13 protein-coding genes are annotated in these 14,868 nt (G+C 72.3%); 6 read left to right on the forward strand and 7 right to left on the reverse strand.

The features are described 5' to 3' along the window. Positions 1–93: 93 nt before the first annotated feature. Positions 94–1,524, forward strand: coding sequence for a GH1 family beta-glucosidase (locus ABZX90_RS06755; RefSeq protein WP_351122357.1), 1,431 nt, complete (start codon positions 94–96; stop codon positions 1,522–1,524). A gap of 105 nt (positions 1,525–1,629) precedes the next feature. Here ABZX90_RS06755 and ABZX90_RS06760 read toward each other — a convergent pair whose 3' ends face one another. Continuing rightward, entirely contained in the window at positions 1,630–2,610 is a 981-nt protein-coding gene (locus ABZX90_RS06760; RefSeq protein WP_355202030.1) for a TetR/AcrR family transcriptional regulator, read from the reverse strand. A gap of 139 nt (positions 2,611–2,749) precedes the next feature. On the opposite strand from ABZX90_RS06760, the gene ABZX90_RS06765 reads away from it, so the two are divergent. Continuing rightward, on the forward strand, positions 2,750–4,966 hold the full coding sequence (locus tag ABZX90_RS06765) for an MMPL family transporter (protein WP_351122363.1): 2,217 nt from the start codon (positions 2,750–2,752) through the stop codon (positions 4,964–4,966). Here the strand turns inward: ABZX90_RS06765 and ABZX90_RS06770 are convergent. After that, entirely contained in the window at positions 4,949–5,374 is a 426-nt protein-coding gene (locus tag ABZX90_RS06770) for an ATP-binding protein (protein WP_351122366.1), read from the reverse strand. The two genes, ABZX90_RS06765 and ABZX90_RS06770, sit on opposite strands and share 18 nt — an antisense overlap. Before the next feature lie 241 nt (positions 5,375–5,615). On the opposite strand from ABZX90_RS06770, the gene ABZX90_RS06775 reads away from it, so the two are divergent. Both ABZX90_RS06775 and ABZX90_RS06780 read left to right on the forward strand, forming a co-directional pair. Beyond that, entirely contained in the window at positions 5,616–6,497 is an 882-nt protein-coding gene (locus ABZX90_RS06775; RefSeq protein WP_351122369.1) for a helix-turn-helix transcriptional regulator, read from the forward strand. Positions 6,498–6,508: 11 nt separating this feature from the next. Beyond that, on the forward strand, positions 6,509–6,712 hold the full coding sequence (locus ABZX90_RS06780; protein WP_351122372.1) for a DUF397 domain-containing protein: 204 nt from the start codon (positions 6,509–6,511) through the stop codon (positions 6,710–6,712). A gap of 84 nt (positions 6,713–6,796) precedes the next feature. Here ABZX90_RS06780 and ABZX90_RS06785 read toward each other — a convergent pair whose 3' ends face one another. The 3 genes from ABZX90_RS06785 to ABZX90_RS06795 form a co-directional block, all read right to left on the reverse strand. Further along, positions 6,797–8,278, reverse strand: a complete 1,482-nt coding sequence (locus ABZX90_RS06785; protein ID WP_351122374.1) for a cellulose binding domain-containing protein — start codon at positions 8,276–8,278, stop codon at positions 6,797–6,799. Between the two features lie 209 nt (positions 8,279–8,487). After that, positions 8,488–9,888, reverse strand: coding sequence for a HAMP domain-containing sensor histidine kinase (locus ABZX90_RS06790; RefSeq protein ID WP_351122377.1), 1,401 nt, complete (start codon positions 9,886–9,888; stop codon positions 8,488–8,490). Next, the gene (locus ABZX90_RS06795) at positions 9,885–10,589 is read right to left on the reverse strand and encodes a response regulator transcription factor (RefSeq protein ID WP_351122380.1); all 705 of its coding nucleotides are present in this window, start codon (positions 10,587–10,589) and stop codon (positions 9,885–9,887) included. The genes ABZX90_RS06790 and ABZX90_RS06795 overlap by 4 nt, the downstream gene beginning before the upstream one ends. Positions 10,590–10,745: 156 nt before the next feature. Here ABZX90_RS06795 and ABZX90_RS06800 point away from each other — a divergent pair, with 156 nt between their 5' ends. Further along, positions 10,746–11,288 carry a hypothetical protein gene (locus ABZX90_RS06800; RefSeq protein ID WP_355202037.1) on the forward strand — a complete coding sequence of 181 codons (543 nt, stop codon included), beginning with the start codon at positions 10,746–10,748 and terminating at the stop codon, positions 11,286–11,288. A 76-nt stretch (positions 11,289–11,364) separates the two neighbouring features. Here the strand turns inward: ABZX90_RS06800 and ABZX90_RS06805 are convergent, their stop codons facing one another. Both ABZX90_RS06805 and ABZX90_RS06810 read right to left on the reverse strand, forming a co-directional pair. Continuing rightward, entirely contained in the window at positions 11,365–12,270 is a 906-nt protein-coding gene (locus tag ABZX90_RS06805) for a fused MFS/spermidine synthase (RefSeq protein ID WP_351122384.1), read from the reverse strand. A gap of 310 nt (positions 12,271–12,580) precedes the next feature. Then, the gene (locus tag ABZX90_RS06810) at positions 12,581–13,018 is read right to left on the reverse strand and encodes a hypothetical protein (RefSeq protein WP_351122387.1); all 438 of its coding nucleotides are present in this window, start codon (positions 13,016–13,018) and stop codon (positions 12,581–12,583) included. Between the two features lie 298 nt (positions 13,019–13,316). On the opposite strand from ABZX90_RS06810, the gene ABZX90_RS06815 reads away from it, so the two are divergent. Next, positions 13,317–14,858, forward strand: a complete 1,542-nt coding sequence (locus ABZX90_RS06815) for a hypothetical protein (RefSeq protein ID WP_355202041.1) — start codon at positions 13,317–13,319, stop codon at positions 14,856–14,858. Positions 14,859–14,868 lie beyond the last annotated feature (10 nt).

Here is a 14,868-nt window from a genome sequence, read left to right on the forward strand (position 1 = left end):
GGGGCCGGGTCACCGCCGCCTCGGCCCCCTCCGTCCGCCTCTCCTCCCCTCCTCCAACCCGTCGGTCTTGACGACCCCCTTGGGAGCGCTTCCATGCCTGAGTCCGTAACGCCCGTGACTTTCCCTCCGGCCTTCCTCTGGGGCGCGGCGACCTCCGCGTACCAGATCGAGGGGGCGGTACGGGAGGACGGCCGTACGCCCTCGATCTGGGACACCTTCAGCCATACACCCGGCAAGACGGCCGGCGGCGAGCACGGTGACATCGCTGTCGACCACTACCACCGCTACCGCGACGACGTGGCCTTGATGGCGGACCTCGGACTGTCCGCGTACCGCTTCTCGGTCTCCTGGTCGCGGGTGCAGCCGACCGGCCGGGGCCCCGCGGTCCAGCGCGGCCTCGACTTCTACCGGCGCCTGGTCGACGAGTTGCTGGCGCACGGCATCAAGCCGGCCGTCACCCTCTACCACTGGGATCTGCCGCAGGAGCTGGAGGACGCGGGCGGCTGGCCCGAGCGCGAGACCGCGCTGCGGTTCGCGGAGTACGCGCAGATCGTCGGCGAGGCGCTGGGCGACCGCGTGGAGCAGTGGATCACGCTGAACGAGCCCTGGTGCAGCGCCTTCTTGGGGTACGGCTCCGGGGTGCACGCCCCTGGCCGGACGGACCCGGCGGCGTCGCTGCGCGCGGCCCACCACCTGAACCTCGCGCACGGGCTCGGCACTTCGGCGCTCCGCTCCGTGATGCCGTCCCGCAACTCGGTCGCGGTGAGCCTCAACTCCTCGGTGGTCAGGCCGGTTTCGCAGGACCCGGCGGACCTGGACGCCGTCCAGCGCATCGACGACCTGGCCAACGGCGTCTTCCACGGCCCGATGCTGCACGGCGCCTACCCGCAGACCCTGTTCGCGGCGACGCGGTCGGTCACCGACTGGTCGTTCGTCCAGGACGGCGATCTCCGGACGATCCACCAGCCGTTGGACGCGCTCGGCCTCAACTACTACACGCCGGCGCTGGTCTCGGCGGCCGCCGCGCCCGCGGACGGCCCGCGCGCGGACGGCCACGGCGCCAGCTCGCACTCCCCCTGGCCGGGAGCGGACGACGTCACCTTCCATCAGACCCCGGGCGAGCGCACGGAGATGGGCTGGACGATCGACCCGACGGGCCTGCACGACCTGATCATGCGGTACAGCCGGGAGGCTCCGGGCCTGCCCCTGTACGTGACGGAGAACGGCGCGGCCTACGACGACAAACCGGACCCGGACGGCCGCGTCCACGACCCCGAGCGCATCGCCTATCTGAACGGCCACCTGTCCGCCGTGCACCGCGCGATCGCCGACGGCGCGGACGTGCGCGGCTACTACCTCTGGTCCCTCATGGACAACTTCGAGTGGGCCTACGGCTACGGCAAGCGCTTCGGCGCGGTCTACGTCGACTACGCGACCCTGATCCGCACCCCGAAGTCGAGCGCCCACTGGTACGGCCGGGCGGCCCGCACGGGGACGCTGGCGCCGGTGACGCCCGCCGAGTAGGCCACCGCCCGGGGGACACGGGGGAAGGGGCGCGACACCCGAGGGGGGTGCCGCGCCCCACCGGCGTTCCGGCCGGCCGGACGAGCATCCGCGGGTTCGCGACGCCTACCGGACGAGTCCCGCGACGATCGCGGTCAGCGTCCGTTCCACCACCGCGTCGCGCTGGTCCGGAGGCAGGAGGGCCAGCGGGCCGTCGAGGATGAGCAGGGACAGTCCGTGCACGGTCGACCAGGCGGCCACCTCGGCGGCGGGGCGGTTCTCCTGCCGCATGCGGCCCGTCGCCACCAGGGTGTCGAGGCTGTCGGAGAGTTCCCTGAACGCGGCGAACTCCGCGCCGGTGTCCGGCGCTTCGAGACCGGTGAAGTCCCGCTCCGCCGCCGACGTGGTGCGGCAGAAGGCGGTCCGGTAGAGGCCGGGGTGCTCGATCGCGAAGCGGACGTAGCCGCGCCCGATGGCCTCGGCCCTGCGCACGGCCTCCTCGCCCGGGTCGCCGGTCGCGGGCAGGGCGCGTACGGCCTCGGTCATCGAGGCGGCGAGCGCCTGCTGGCCGTGGATCTTCACCTCCTCCAGCAGTTCTCCCTGGCCCTCGAAGTGGCGGTAGGCGGCGGTGGGCGACACCCCGACGCTGCGAGCCGCCTCCCGCAGCACGACCCGCTCGGGGCCGCCCTCCGTCGCGAGTTCGACCGCGGCCTCGATCAGGGCGTTGCGGAGGTCGCCGTGGTGGTAACGCGCCTTGCCGCCGCCCGTTCGCGCGCGGGCACCCGCCCTCCCCCTGCCGACCGCGCCGGAGGCGGCACCGCCGTCCGCGACGGGGCCGTCGTCGCCATCCGTACCGGGGGCGCCGTCCCCACCGGAGGCGCCCACACCTCCCGTGCCGGATCCGCCGTTGGCACCGGAACCGCCGTCCACGCCAGAGCCGCCGACGCCGGCCGTACCGGGGCCCCCGCCCGCACCGGAGCCACTGTCCACGCCAGATCCATCGTCGCCACCGGCTCCGGTGCCGGTGCCACGCGCACCGGAGCCGCCGCCGACACCGGTCCCCGCGTCACCGCCGGTGTCCGCTCTGCCGCCCGTGATCGATTCCATGTCCCCATCCTGCCCGAATCAGTGGTTCCGCCAGCCCCCCGTCCCGCCTTCCACCACGCCGCCGACTTTTAAAGTTGACGCCGTTAACATCCTATGCCATCGTCGATGTTAACAGCGTGAACATCCGGAGGCGATCATCGTGTTCGACCGCATCGCACAGCTGGCTCTCCATCGGAGCCGGCTCCTGCTCACCCTCGCCGCAGTGGCCGTGGTCGCCATGGCGGCCGTCGGTCTCGGGGCATTCGGCAAGCTCCAGAGCGGCGGCTTCGAGGATCCGAGCGCCCCCTCGGCCCGCGCGCAGACCCTCATCGACGAGAAGTTCGGCGGCGAGAGCAACCTCGTCCTGCTCGCCCGGTCCGACGACGGCGGCGCCATCGGCTCCCCCGCCACCGAGCGCGCCGGGCGCGACCTGACCTCCCGCCTCAAGGCCGATCCCACCCTGTCGAACGTGATCTCGTACTGGGACACCGGCGCTTCCGCGCTGACCTCCCGCGACGGGAAACAGGCCCTCGTACTGGCCCACGTCAAGGGCGACGAGACCGAGCAGGGCGACAACGCGTCGAAGGTCATCGACCGCTACACCGGCGACCGGAACGGGCTGACCGTGCGGGCGGGCGGCGAGGCCGCGGTCGGTGACGAGGTGCCCACCCAGGTCGCCAAGGACCTGGCGGTGGCCGAGTCCATCGCCGTACCGCTGATCCTCGTCCTGCTGGTGATCGCCTTCGGCAGTGTCGTCGCGGCGCTGCTCCCGCTGGTCATCGGGCTGATCGCGATCGTCGGCACCTTCGCCGAGCTCTATGTGCTGGGCAGCCTCACCAGCGTGTCGGTGTTCTCGATCAACCTCACCACCGCGCTGGGCCTGGGCCTCGGCATCGACTACGCGCTGCTCATGATCAGCCGGTTCCGCGAACACCTCGCGGAGGGGGCCGAGGTGCCGGACGCCCTGCGGCACACGGTCCGCACCGCCGGACGCACCATCACCTTCTCCGCCGCGACCGTCGCCGCCGCGCTCGCCGCGCTGCTGGTCTTCCCGCAGTTCTTCCTGCGCTCCTTCGCCTACGCGGGCATCGGCGTGGTGGCCATCGCCGCCCTGAGCGCGCTGCTGGTCATGCCGGCGCTGCTCGCCGTGCTGGGCCACCGCATCAACAAGGGCCGCCTGCCCTGGGCGAAGACGGTACGCAGCGCCGAGGCCCCGCTCTGGGCCCGGCTGTCGCGCACGGTCATGCGCAGGCCCGCCCTGACCGCGCTCCCCGTCCTGGCCGTCCTGCTGCTCGCGGCCTCCCCGCTGCTCGGTGTCGTCTTCGGCACACCCGACGAACGGGTCCTGCCCGAGAGCGCGCAGAGCCGGCAGGTCGCCACCGCCGTGCAGCGCGACTTCACCGGCAGCGACGAGTCGGCGGTGCAGATCGTGACGACGGGCCGGGTGTCACCCGCCGAGCTGAGCACGTACGCGACCACGCTCTCGCGGCTCGACGGCGCGGCCCGCGTCGAGACCTCCGCCGGCACCTACACCGACGGCCGGTCCGGTCCGCCCGGACCCGCGGCCGTCTCGCTGGGCCGCCCCGACGCCCAGCGGATCAGCGTCGTCACGGATCTCACCCCGAAGTCGGACGAGGCCCAGGACCTGGTCGAAGCCGTACGGGCCGTCGACGCGCCCGGCGGGACCGAAGCCCTGGTCGGCGGTACGGACGCCCGGCTGGTCGACTCCAAGTCCTCGATCGCGGACCGGCTCCCGGCCGCCATCGGCCTGGTGGCCGGCAGCACCTTCGTGATCCTGTTCCTCTTCACCGGCAGTGTGGTCCAGCCCCTGCGGGCCCTGGTCCTGAACGCCGTGAGTCTCACCGCGGCCATCGGTGTCATGGTGTGGATCTTCCAGGACGGTCATCTGTCCTCCCTGTTCGGCTTCACGCCGCAGCCGATGGACACCTCGATGACCGTGCTGATGTTCTGCATCGCCTTCGGTCTGTCCATGGACTACGAGGTCTTCGTGACCAGCCGTATCAAGGAGCTCCATGACGCGGGCGCGGACACCGAGACCGCGGTGACCAGCGGGCTCTCGCACACCGGCCGGATCGTGACCATGGCCGCCGGACTGCTCGCGGTGAGCTTCTTCGCCTTCGGGACGGCGCATGTCAGCTTCATCCAGATGTTCGGCCTCGGCAGCGGTCTGGCGATCCTGATCGACGCGGTGGCCGTACGCGGGGTGCTCGTCCCGGCCGCCATGCGGCTGCTCGGCCGCACCGCCTGGTACGCGCCGAAGCCCCTGCGGGCGGTGCACGGACGGCTCGGCCTCAGTGAGGGCTCGATCCCCGAGGACACGTCGGCCGCGCCGGGACGGTCACCCGCCGAGGTCTGACCGACCCAGCTCGAACCAGGTCGCCTTGCCCCGGCCCGGCCCGTGCCCGCACACACCCCAGCGGTCGGCACCGTTCGAGATGAGCTGCATCCCCCGGCCTCCCTCTTCATCGGGGCCGGGGGTGCGGAAGTTGGGGAGGCCGGGCGCCTGGTCGTGGACGAGGACACGCAGGCGCCGGGGGCCGGCCCAGCCCGCGTGCAGGGTCACATGGGTCGAACAGCCGCGTCCGGTGGAGGCGTTGATGGCGTTGGTGACCGCCTCGGAGGTCAAGAGCACCGCGATGTCGGTCAGTTCGGGCCGGTGGGACGCGGCGAGGAGAGTGCGGACGGTCTCCCGGGCGGTGCGGACCCAGACGGGGTGGGGCGGGAAGACGAGGGAGACGTCGGTGGGGCGTGGGGGGTCCTCCATCGGAGGGGCTCCTTCGGGTTGCGCGCGACCGTGGTGACCAGGTCCGGGGTCCTCAACTCCGCTGAGGGTGGGGGTACTTCCTCGGGGCGCGGGGCGGGTGGATCGCTTCGACGGTACGTTCATCTGTGATCTGAGTTCAATCGTGAACGCCACATATGACCCATGTGGGTGACCTCGGAGGCAACAGGGTGCCGCCGCCGATGTGATCGCGGCACACTGCGCACGGCTACAGGGAGGGAACATGCCACCAAGGAGCAGGCCCAGCGAGCGTCAGCGGCGCTTGGGCGCCGAGCTGCGCAAACTCCGTCTGCGTGCGCGGATGTCCACCGATGTCGCCGCCGAACTACTGGAGGGTGAGCGCTCGCGAGTCAGCCACATCGAGGCCGGACGGCTGAACGTCTCCCACAACCGGTTGTACGGGCTGCTCCGCGAGTACGGCTGCCCAGCGGGGGCCCACTTCGACGAACTCATGAGCATGGCCCAGGCGAGCGGAAAGGGTTGGTGGGACGAGTTCGACGACACGATCGGCCCCACGGCTCGGAACCTGGCGGAGCTTGAGTCCCGCTCCGCCGTACTGCGCACACACGAACCGCTGTTCATCCCCGGGATGCTTCAGACCGAGGAGTACGCACACGCGGTGCTCAGTGAGACGGAGATGGATCCTCAACGGGCCCGCCGGTACGTCGAGTTCCGCCTCGCTCGGCAGCGCGCCCTGCGCGGCGACGCGGCAGTGACGTACCGAGCGGTCATCCACGAGGCCGCGTTGCACGCGCAGGTCGGCGGCCCACAGGTCATGCGCCGCCAGCTCCTCCGCCTGATCGAGGTTTCCCGACTGCCCAACGTGACCGTGCAGATCTTTCCGTTCGCGGGCGGCGGGTACTCCGCGTACAGCCGCAGCTTCGCCATTTTCGGGGGCGTCGCACCGGAGTTGGACACGGTCTACCTGGAGCACCCGATGACTTCGCTCTTCCTCAGCGATGGAGAACACCTCGCCGAGTACGCCAAAATGTTCGAGCGGCTCACCGAGTTGGCCCTGGCTCCGGTCGACCCGGAGTCGGCCCCGGAGAGCCACGCGTCGCGCGACTCGCTGAGCCTGGTGCAACACGTCATGTACGCCCTCTGAGAGGAACTGAAATGCCCCAACTCGTCTGGCAGAAGTCCTCGTTCAGCGGTGGCGGCGAGGGCGAGTGCGTAGAGCTGGCGGCGACGGCGACCGGTCACATCCACCTCCGTGAAAGCGATCGGCCCGGTGACATCGCCACCTCCACACCCCACGCCCTGGCCGGCCTGCTCCACGCGCTCAAGGACGACTCCTGGGGGCCGCCCCGGGGCCGGTGAGAACGACTACGACGCCCCGGCCGGGTGGGGGGTGGAGAAGTCCGGCCGGGGCGCGCAACCCCCGTTTCACAGTGGCTTGTCGGGCTACTTCAGCGCGCCGAACGCCTTGGAGAAGGCGCCGTCGCTCTGGACGATGGAGCTGCAGACCGCGTCGGCGGAGTTCTTGGCACCGCCGGCGCACTGCTTGTCGCGGGTGGCGGACCACATGGACAGCCAGCCGATGCCCTTGGACTGCGCGAAGGTCACGAGCTGCGAGGCGTCGTCGACCTTGAAGATCTCCGACGCGACGTCGTTGACCCCGATCATCGGGGTGATGGCGACGGCCTTCCAGGCGGCGCTGTCGGAGAGGCCGAGGACGCTCTTGACCTGCGCCTGCGTGGCCGTCGCGGCCTGCTCGGCGTAGGTGCCCATGTCACCGCTGTACGCGGGACCGTAGTCCATCGCCATGATGTTCACGGTGTTGATCTTCACGCCGTTGGACTTGGCGTTGGAGAGCAGGTTCACACCGTCCTGGGTGAGGCCCTCCGGCATGACCGGCAGGGTGAAGGAGACGTCCAGGTCCGGGTGCTGCTGCTGGAGCTTGGCGATGGCCTTCGCGCGGGTCGTGTTCGCGGCCGTGTTGGGCAGCGCGCCGCCCTCGACGTCGAAGTCGACCTTCGTGAGCTTGTAGGCGTCCACGGCCTTGCCGTACGCCGCCGCCAGCGCGTCGGCCGAGGAGCAGGTCGTGGCCAGCTCCGAGCCTGAGGCACCGCCGAAGGAGACCCGGACGTCGCCGCCCTTGGCGCGCAGCGCGCCGATCTGCGACGCCACCGCGTCACTGGCGAGGTCGCTCACGCCGCCCCACTTGGGCGTGCAGCCGCCGCCGTCGGTGATGAACGCGAGGTTGTAGTTCTTCACGCCGGTGGCCTCGGCCGCCTTGACCAGGTCGAAGGCCGGGTAGAGGGAGGTGTCGACGTAGGGCGCGAAGCCCGCGGTGGTCGTGCTGCCGCTGCCCGAGGTCTGCGAGGGGGACGGCGTCGCGGTGGCGGTCGCCGTCGGCTTCGGGGTCGCGCTCTGCGAGGCGGTGGCGGTCGGGGTGGGCGTGGCCGTCGGGGAGGCGGTCTGCGTCGGACGGCCGCTCGGCTCGGGCGTCGCGCCGTCGTCCACCGAGCACTTGGTGCCGTCGATGACACAGCCCGTCGGGTTCGCGGTGCCGTTCACGACGAAGCCGACGGTGACGGACTCGCCGGCCGCCAGGCCGTCCTTGTCCCAGGACGGCGGCTTCACGGTGACGTGCTGTCCGCTCACCGTCGACGTCGCGTTCCACAGCGAGCTGAGCTTGGCGCCGGACGGGAGGTCGAACTCCAGCGTCCAGTCCGCCTTCGTCCCACCGGTGTCGTTGGTGATGACGTACTGCGCGGTGTAACCCGTGGACCAGTCACTGGTCTTGGTGTACGCGGCGCCGACGCTCGCCGCCTGCGCGGTACCGGTGAACAGGAGGGCGCCACCACCGACCACGGCCGCGGCGACGATGCCGCCTATCGCCTTGTTCCTGCCACTGACCTTGCGCCGGTGCGTACTGCTCATCGCGTGCCTGCCTTCGCGGATTCACGGGGGTTCGCTGGGGACGTCCCAGGGGGTGCGGCATCACGCTAGCGATCCGGAATCGGTCAAACCGGTTCATTCGGACGGAGGTCGAGGATCTTAGGGTGCGCTTAAGGAAGGCATCGGGAGCGGTTAATGGTCGAGACCAATGTGGGCGGATGGGCGGGTCCGGCGGCGGACACGCCGCGGCCTCAACTCACGCCCGCGCCACGCCCCCAGCTCACACCCGCGCCGCGCTTCCGGCGCCGTACGCTGCCCCGGTGTCCACGCCGGACCGGGGCCCTTCCGTCCAGCTGGATCCAGATGCGCACCTCGGTTCCGCCCAGCACGGAGGAACCGATCCGGACGTCCCCGCCCGTCGACTCCGCGAGCCGTCGCACGATGTCCAGGCCTAGGCCCGTCGACCCGTCGTTGCCCGAGCCCCGTCCGCGCGCCATCGCCGCCACGGGGTCCACGATTCCCGCGCCCGCGTCGGACACCAGCATGATCACGGCGTCCTCGCCGTTGTGCACGTCGACCGCGAAGGCCGTGCCCTCGGGGGTGTGGCGAAAGACATTGCCGAGGAGGGCGTCGAGCGCGGCGGCGAGGTCGGCGCGGGCCACGGGTATGCGGACCGGCCGGTCCACTCCGGCCACCCGCACCTTGCGGCCCTCGTCCTCGGCGAGCGCCGACCAGAAGTCCATGCGCTCACGGACGACCTCGGCCGCGTCGCACCCGGCGCCGATGCCGATCGCCGCGGTCTGCGGCTTGGCCTCCCGGGCCGTCCGGATGATCGTGTCGACCTCGCGCTCCAACTGCGCGACGGCGGCCCGGGTCTGCTCGGCGGCCTGACCGTCGCCGAGCGAGGCGGTGTTGAGACGGAGCACGGTCAGCGGTGTGCGCAGACGGTGCGAGAGGTCGGCGGCCAGCTCCCGCTCGTTGGCGAGCAGTTGGACGACCTGGTCGGCCATGGAGTTGAAGGCGACGGCGGCCAGCCGCAGTTCGGTGGGCCCTTCCTCGGGCACGCGGGAGCCCAGCTTCCCCTCGCCCAGCTCGTGCGCGCTCTCCACGAGGCGCTGCGCGGGCTGCACCATCCGCACGCCCAGCCGGTCGGCGACCGCGACGGAACCGATGATGAGGGCGACGCCGACCGCGGCGAGGACCGCCCAGGCCGTACCGACGCCATTGCTGACCTCGGCCTCGGGGACGTACACCTCGACGACCGCGATCTCGCCGGAGCTGAGCGCGATGGGCTGGAGCAGCGTGGAGCCGCCGGGCACCTCCGTGGTGGAGGCCCGGCCGAGCCTGCGGGTCATGGTGATGTCCCTGCCGGCGGCGCGCCGCTTGCCGATCTCGACCGCCGGCTTGCCGTCGGCGGCGGGTATGTGCACGCCCATGCCCTCGTCCGAGCCGGCCGAGGCGACGACCCGCTCCAGCTCGTCCCGGTCGGTGGTGATGGAGAGCGCGGGCGCGACGGCGGCGGCCTCCCGCTCGGCGTTCGAGAACGCCCGGTCGCGTGCCATCTCCTTGATCACCAGGCCGAGCGGGATCGCGAAGGCGACCACGACCATCGTCGTCACCGCCACGCACACCTTGACCAGCGCCCACCTCATAGCGGCCGCTCCGCTCGCGGCGGCTCCAGCTTCACGCCGACGCCCCGCAGCGTGTGCAGATAGCGCGGCCGCGCCGCCGTCTCCCCCAACTTCCGGCGCAGCCATGACAGATGGACGTCGATGGTCTGGTCGTCGCCGTACGCCTGCTGCCACACCTCGGCGAGCAGTTCCTTGCGCGGCACGACGACGCCGGGGCGCCCGGCCAGGAAGGCGAGCAGGTCGAACTCGCGCCGGGTGAGGTCGAGTCGTACGCCGTCCAGTTCCGCCTGGCGGCGCAGCGGGTCGATGGCGAGCCCGCCGACGCGGATGACCGTCGACGCGGGCGCTTCGCCCGCGCTCGTCCGCGAGCGGCGCAGCACCGCCGCCATCCGCGCCGACAGGTGCTCGACCGAGAACGGCTTGGTCAGATAGTCGTCCGCGCCCGCGTTCAGCAGTCGGACGATCTCCGTCTCGTCGTCCCGCGCGGTGGCGATGATCACCGGGACATCGGTGATCCCGCGCAGCATCTTCAGCGCCTCGGACCCGTCCAGATCGGGCAGTCCGAGGTCGAGGATCACGACGTCGAAGGAGAAATGGGCGACCTCGCGCAGCGCCTCCAGGGCGGTGCCGACGCTGCGCACGATGTGCGCGGCCTCGGTCAGATGCCGGATGAGGGCCGAGCGAACGAACTGGTCGTCCTCGACGACGAGCACACTTGCCATGGGCGGCACCGTACGCCATCCGGGCGATGCCGTCCGGTGCCTGTGGACAACGCCCGCGGGGCGCCTGTGGACAAGCCCGGCCCGCCTTCGGTGGACAACTCGGTTCCTGACAGGGCCGTGAGACACCCGTGGGGCGCGTGGTGCAGTATGGCCGCGATGCGCAGAGGACTCGTTCACGTACTCGCGTGGTCGCTCGCCACGGGCGCGGCGGTCACGCTGTCGTGGTGGGGTGTCCACACCGTGATGACGGGGACGGCGTACGACCCGCCGCGGGCCCTGCCCATCACGGCGGGCGGCGCGACGACGCAGGAGTCGAAGCCGCTGGCGTCCTCGACGCGGCGGGCCGAGCCCTCCCGGAGCGCGTCGAACAGTCCGTCCACGAGCGCGAAACCGAGCGCGACGCCCTCGAGGAGCGGGCCTCCGAGCGGCAGCCCCTCGTCGGCCGCCGCGACCTCGGCGGCCTCCCCTGGCTCCTCCGGGCAGGTCAAGAGCTACGCCACCGACGGCGGCCGGGTGGTCTTCGACATCGGCGGCGCCTACGCGACGCTGGTGTCCGCGACGCCGGAGACCGCCTGGTCGATGCAGGTGTGGAAGACGGAGTCGTGGATCCGCGTGGAGTTCTCCTCGGGCGCGGACCGGGTGTCGGTGTTCTGCACCTGGCACGACGGGCCGCCGCACGTGGAGATCGGGACGTACTGACCGCCCGACCCGGCGAGCGGGCTGCCGGACCCGCGGGCGCGAACGGAGTCGGAGGCCGGGGCTTGCTGACGCCGGGTCAGCGGAACACCGACGGCGGCGGTGCCGGTGAAGCCACCGCCACCGCGTCCGTGACCGGTGCCGCGCCGCCCGTGAAGTCCAGGAGTTCCTTGCCGTGTTCGACGCGGGCGGGATGCGGGTCGGAGGCGGCGCGGCGGGTCAGTTCGGCGATCGGCAGCGGCCGGCCGGAGGCGACGAGGACGGCGTTCCCGAAGCGCTTGCCACGCAGCACCGTCGGATCGGCGACCAGGGCGACTTCGGGGAAGACGGCTGCCACGGTGGCGATCTGGCCGCGGAGATGGGCGAGCGGAGGCCCGTCGGCGAGGTTCGCGGCGTAGACGCCGGAGTCCTTCACCACCCGGCGGATCTCCGTGACGAACTCGACGGACGTCAGATGCGCCGGTGTGCGCGCGCCGCTGAACACGTCCACGATGACCAGGTCCGCCCAGCCGTCGGGCACCTTGGCGAGGCCTTCCCGGGCGTCCATGGACCGCACCCTGATCCGGGCGTTCGGATCCAGCGGCAGTTCGCGGCGCACCAGTTGGACGAGGGCCGCGTCGCGTTCGACGACCTGCTGGGTGGACCGGGGGCGGGTGGCGGCCGTGTAGCGGGCCAGGCTGAGGGCGCCGCCGCCGAGGTGCACGACGTGCACGGGCTTGCCGGGCGGGGCGACGAGGTCGATGACATGGCCGAGGCGGCGCTGGTACTCGAAGCTCAGGTAGGTGGGGTCGTCGAGGTCGACGTGGGACTGCGGTGCGCCGTCGATCAGCAGGGTCCAGGCGCGTGCCCGGTCGCGGTCGGGCATCAGCTCGGCGAGCCCGCCGTCGACGGCCTCGACGACCGCCTCGGCCGCGGCCTGTCCGCGCCGCCCGCCGCGCCCCGTGTCGCGGCCGTCGTCCACCCGCTGATTCTTCGCCCGTGCCATCCCGCCATTATCGGGGCGCGGGGGCGGGTCGGCTCAGCGACCGGTCACTGGGGCACCCCGACGAGCGCGGGGATGTCCGGGGCCGAAGCCGTCCCGGCCACGAAGGCGGCCGCGCTCCTTGGCGACCGCGACCACGACCACCCACGCACGGAGGCCGCCGAGGCCGCGAGGCGGGGCGGGACATCGCCACGAGCGCCGACGGGCTCACGGCCGTCGTCCCCGGGCCTCGCTCGCGGCCGCCCTTGGGCATCGGGGCGCGGGGATCGGGGCGGCGCTCACCCGGCCGTCGTCGGAGCGCGGCCAGGCGCGCTCACCGGCAGCCGTCCGCCGCCTCGATCAGCCGCGCCGCCTCGCCCAGCGCGGCCCGCAGCACCGCCGGGTCGGTCGCGAGATCCGCGCCGCCGGGCGGGAGCAGCCAGTCCGAGCCCTCGACCGGAGGCTCGGGGGCCATCCGCAGGCCTCGGCCGTCGGTCTGCGTGCAGGTGCTGCCGGGCACGTCCCAGGCGTCGGCGGTGCCGGGCGGCACCAGGAAGCCGAGGGTGTCGCAGCCGCCGTCGTGCAGGACGGGCCCCACGGCGTCGCCCGCGCCGCGGCGCAGGATGTCGACCGCCTCCAGCCCCTGGCGTGCCGGAACGGTCACCAGGTCGCACTCGGTGGCCGGCCGCGGCGGGACGCCGCGCTCCGGGGACGGACCGTGCTGCGCGGTCGACGGCGGTGTACGGAACTCGGTGCTCTGCATGATCTGCATCCCGGCCTCCAACGGAACCCCTCCTCATGACGAGTGGGTCGGGAGTTCGGGCGGCTCCCGGTCCACACGGTTCAACGCGCCAGGACGTCAACGGCTACGGCGAAACTCCGCCACAAAGGATGGCAGTTCATGGCAGATCGTGGATGAGATATCCGGTTTGTAGCCAAACCCAGCGTTGCGGCGTTGTCACAGCAGGTACGTTCTTGCCCGCCGGACGCAGGGCACCTACTGGGCACAACCCGGTCAACTCGCCCCGAATTCCGGCATGGTTCGACGGTTCGTAAGAGAGGGCCCGGCCATGGCGTCGTCAACGGTGACCTCGTCCCCGTCCCCCCGGCCACCACGGCCGAATCTCGCCTTCCGGCGGTTGCGCGGCCAGCGCTCCCCGGGCGAGTTCGCCGCGGCGGTGCGGCGGGCCGCGCGCGAGATCGGAGAGCGGGTCAGCTGCGACGCGCGCTACATCGGGCGCGTCGAGGCGGGCGAGATCCGCTGCCCCAACTACGCGTACGAGCGGGTGTTCCTGCACATGTTCCCCGGCCGCACACTGACCGACCTCGGTTTCACTCCCCGCTCATGGGTACGCGGACGCGGGGCGCGCGACACGGACGAGGCTCCCCTCTCGCACTCCACGGACCCTTCACACGCCCCCTATGAGACGGACGAGGCGCACGAGACGTATGAGACGCCGGGCCGGCATCGCCCCCCGACGCCGCACACCGCGCACCACCTGCACGACCCGCATCATCCGTACGACCCGCACCACTCGCGGGACCCGTACGACCCGTACGAGAAACGCGATCAGAACCACGAGGAGAGCGACGTGCAACGTCGCGCATTCATGACCGGAGGCACCGCCACCGTGGCGGCGGCCTCACTGGGACCCTTCGCGGGCGCCTTCGGCGGCAACGCCGCGGCCGCCGGACGACGCGTCCACCGGGCGGGTACGTCCGAGGCGGGCGCCCTCGAAGAGGCCGTCCGCAGGATCCGGCTGCTCGACGATCGGCACGGGGCCGACGGGCTCTACCGGCGCGCCGCGACACCGCTGCGCACGGCGTACGCGCTGCTCGACGCGGGCACGACCCGGCAGGCAACCGCCGACCGGCTGTACTCCGGCGCGGGCGAACTGGCGATCTCGGTGGGCTGGTTGGCCCACGACTCCGGGCGCTTCGACGACGCGCGCTCGCACTACGCGGAGGCCCTCGCGACCGCCCGGATGGCGGGCGACCCGGGCCTCGAAGCCCACGCCTTCTGCAACACGGCGTTCCTCGCGCGGGACGCGGGACGGCCGCGTGAGGCCGTGCGCGCGGCCCAGGCGGCACAACGCGCCGCGCGCCCGCTGGGCTCCCCCCGGCTGCTCTCCCTGCTCGCGCTCCGCGAGGCGGGCGGCTGGGCCGGGCTCGCCGACCGCAGGGGATGCGAGCAGGCGATGGCACGGGCCCAGGCGCTCTACGAGCGGGGCCCCTCGGAGACGGACCCCGAGTGGATGACCTTCTACGGAGAGGCCGAACTGGAGGGTCTCGAAGCACAGTGCTGGTCGACGCTGGGCGACTGGCCCCGGGCGGCCCGCCACGCACGCCGCGCAGCCCACCTCCAGGACCCGCACTTCTCCCGCAACATCGCCCTCTACACCGCCGAACTCGCCGACGACCTGGCCCGCGGCGGCCGCCCCGACGAGGCCGCCCTCGCCGGTCTGCGCGTCCTGGACCTGCTGAACGAGGTCCAGTCCTCCCGCATCCAGACCATGCTGGCGGCCACGGCCCGCGTCCTGCTCCCGCACCGCCGTGCCTCGGGCGTCTCCGCGTTCCTCGACCGTCACGCGAGCCTGCCGCGCACGGCGTGAACGCCGCCGC

Origin of the sequence: Streptomyces sp. NPDC002935 (genome assembly GCF_040611295.1) — a bacterium.
Lineage (GTDB): Bacteria > Actinomycetota > Actinomycetes > Streptomycetales > Streptomycetaceae > Streptomyces.

Bases quoted from the DNA above. Each gene is read 5' to 3' on its own strand.
- ABZX90_RS06755 (WP_351122357.1), top strand. From the start codon at position 94: ATGCCTGAGTCCGTAACGCCCGTGACTTTCCCTCCGGCCTTCCTCTGG.
- ABZX90_RS06760 (WP_355202030.1), bottom strand. From the start codon at position 2,610: ATGGAATCGATCACGGGCGGCAGAGCGGACACCGGCGGTGACGCGGGG.
- ABZX90_RS06770 (WP_351122366.1), bottom strand. From the start codon at position 5,374: ATGGAGGACCCCCCACGCCCCACCGACGTCTCCCTCGTCTTCCCGCCC.
- ABZX90_RS06775 (WP_351122369.1), top strand. From the start codon at position 5,616: ATGCCACCAAGGAGCAGGCCCAGCGAGCGTCAGCGGCGCTTGGGCGCC.
- ABZX90_RS06780 (WP_351122372.1), top strand. From the start codon at position 6,509: ATGCCCCAACTCGTCTGGCAGAAGTCCTCGTTCAGCGGTGGCGGCGAG.
- ABZX90_RS06785 (WP_351122374.1), bottom strand. From the start codon at position 8,278: ATGAGCAGTACGCACCGGCGCAAGGTCAGTGGCAGGAACAAGGCGATA.
- ABZX90_RS06790 (WP_351122377.1), bottom strand. From the start codon at position 9,888: ATGAGGTGGGCGCTGGTCAAGGTGTGCGTGGCGGTGACGACGATGGTC.
- ABZX90_RS06795 (WP_351122380.1), bottom strand. From the start codon at position 10,589: ATGGCAAGTGTGCTCGTCGTCGAGGACGACCAGTTCGTTCGCTCGGCC.
- ABZX90_RS06800 (WP_355202037.1), top strand. From the start codon at position 10,746: ATGCGCAGAGGACTCGTTCACGTACTCGCGTGGTCGCTCGCCACGGGC.
- ABZX90_RS06805 (WP_351122384.1), bottom strand. From the start codon at position 12,270: ATGGCACGGGCGAAGAATCAGCGGGTGGACGACGGCCGCGACACGGGG.
- ABZX90_RS06810 (WP_351122387.1), bottom strand. From the start codon at position 13,018: ATGCAGATCATGCAGAGCACCGAGTTCCGTACACCGCCGTCGACCGCG.
- ABZX90_RS06815 (WP_355202041.1), top strand. From the start codon at position 13,317: ATGGCGTCGTCAACGGTGACCTCGTCCCCGTCCCCCCGGCCACCACGG.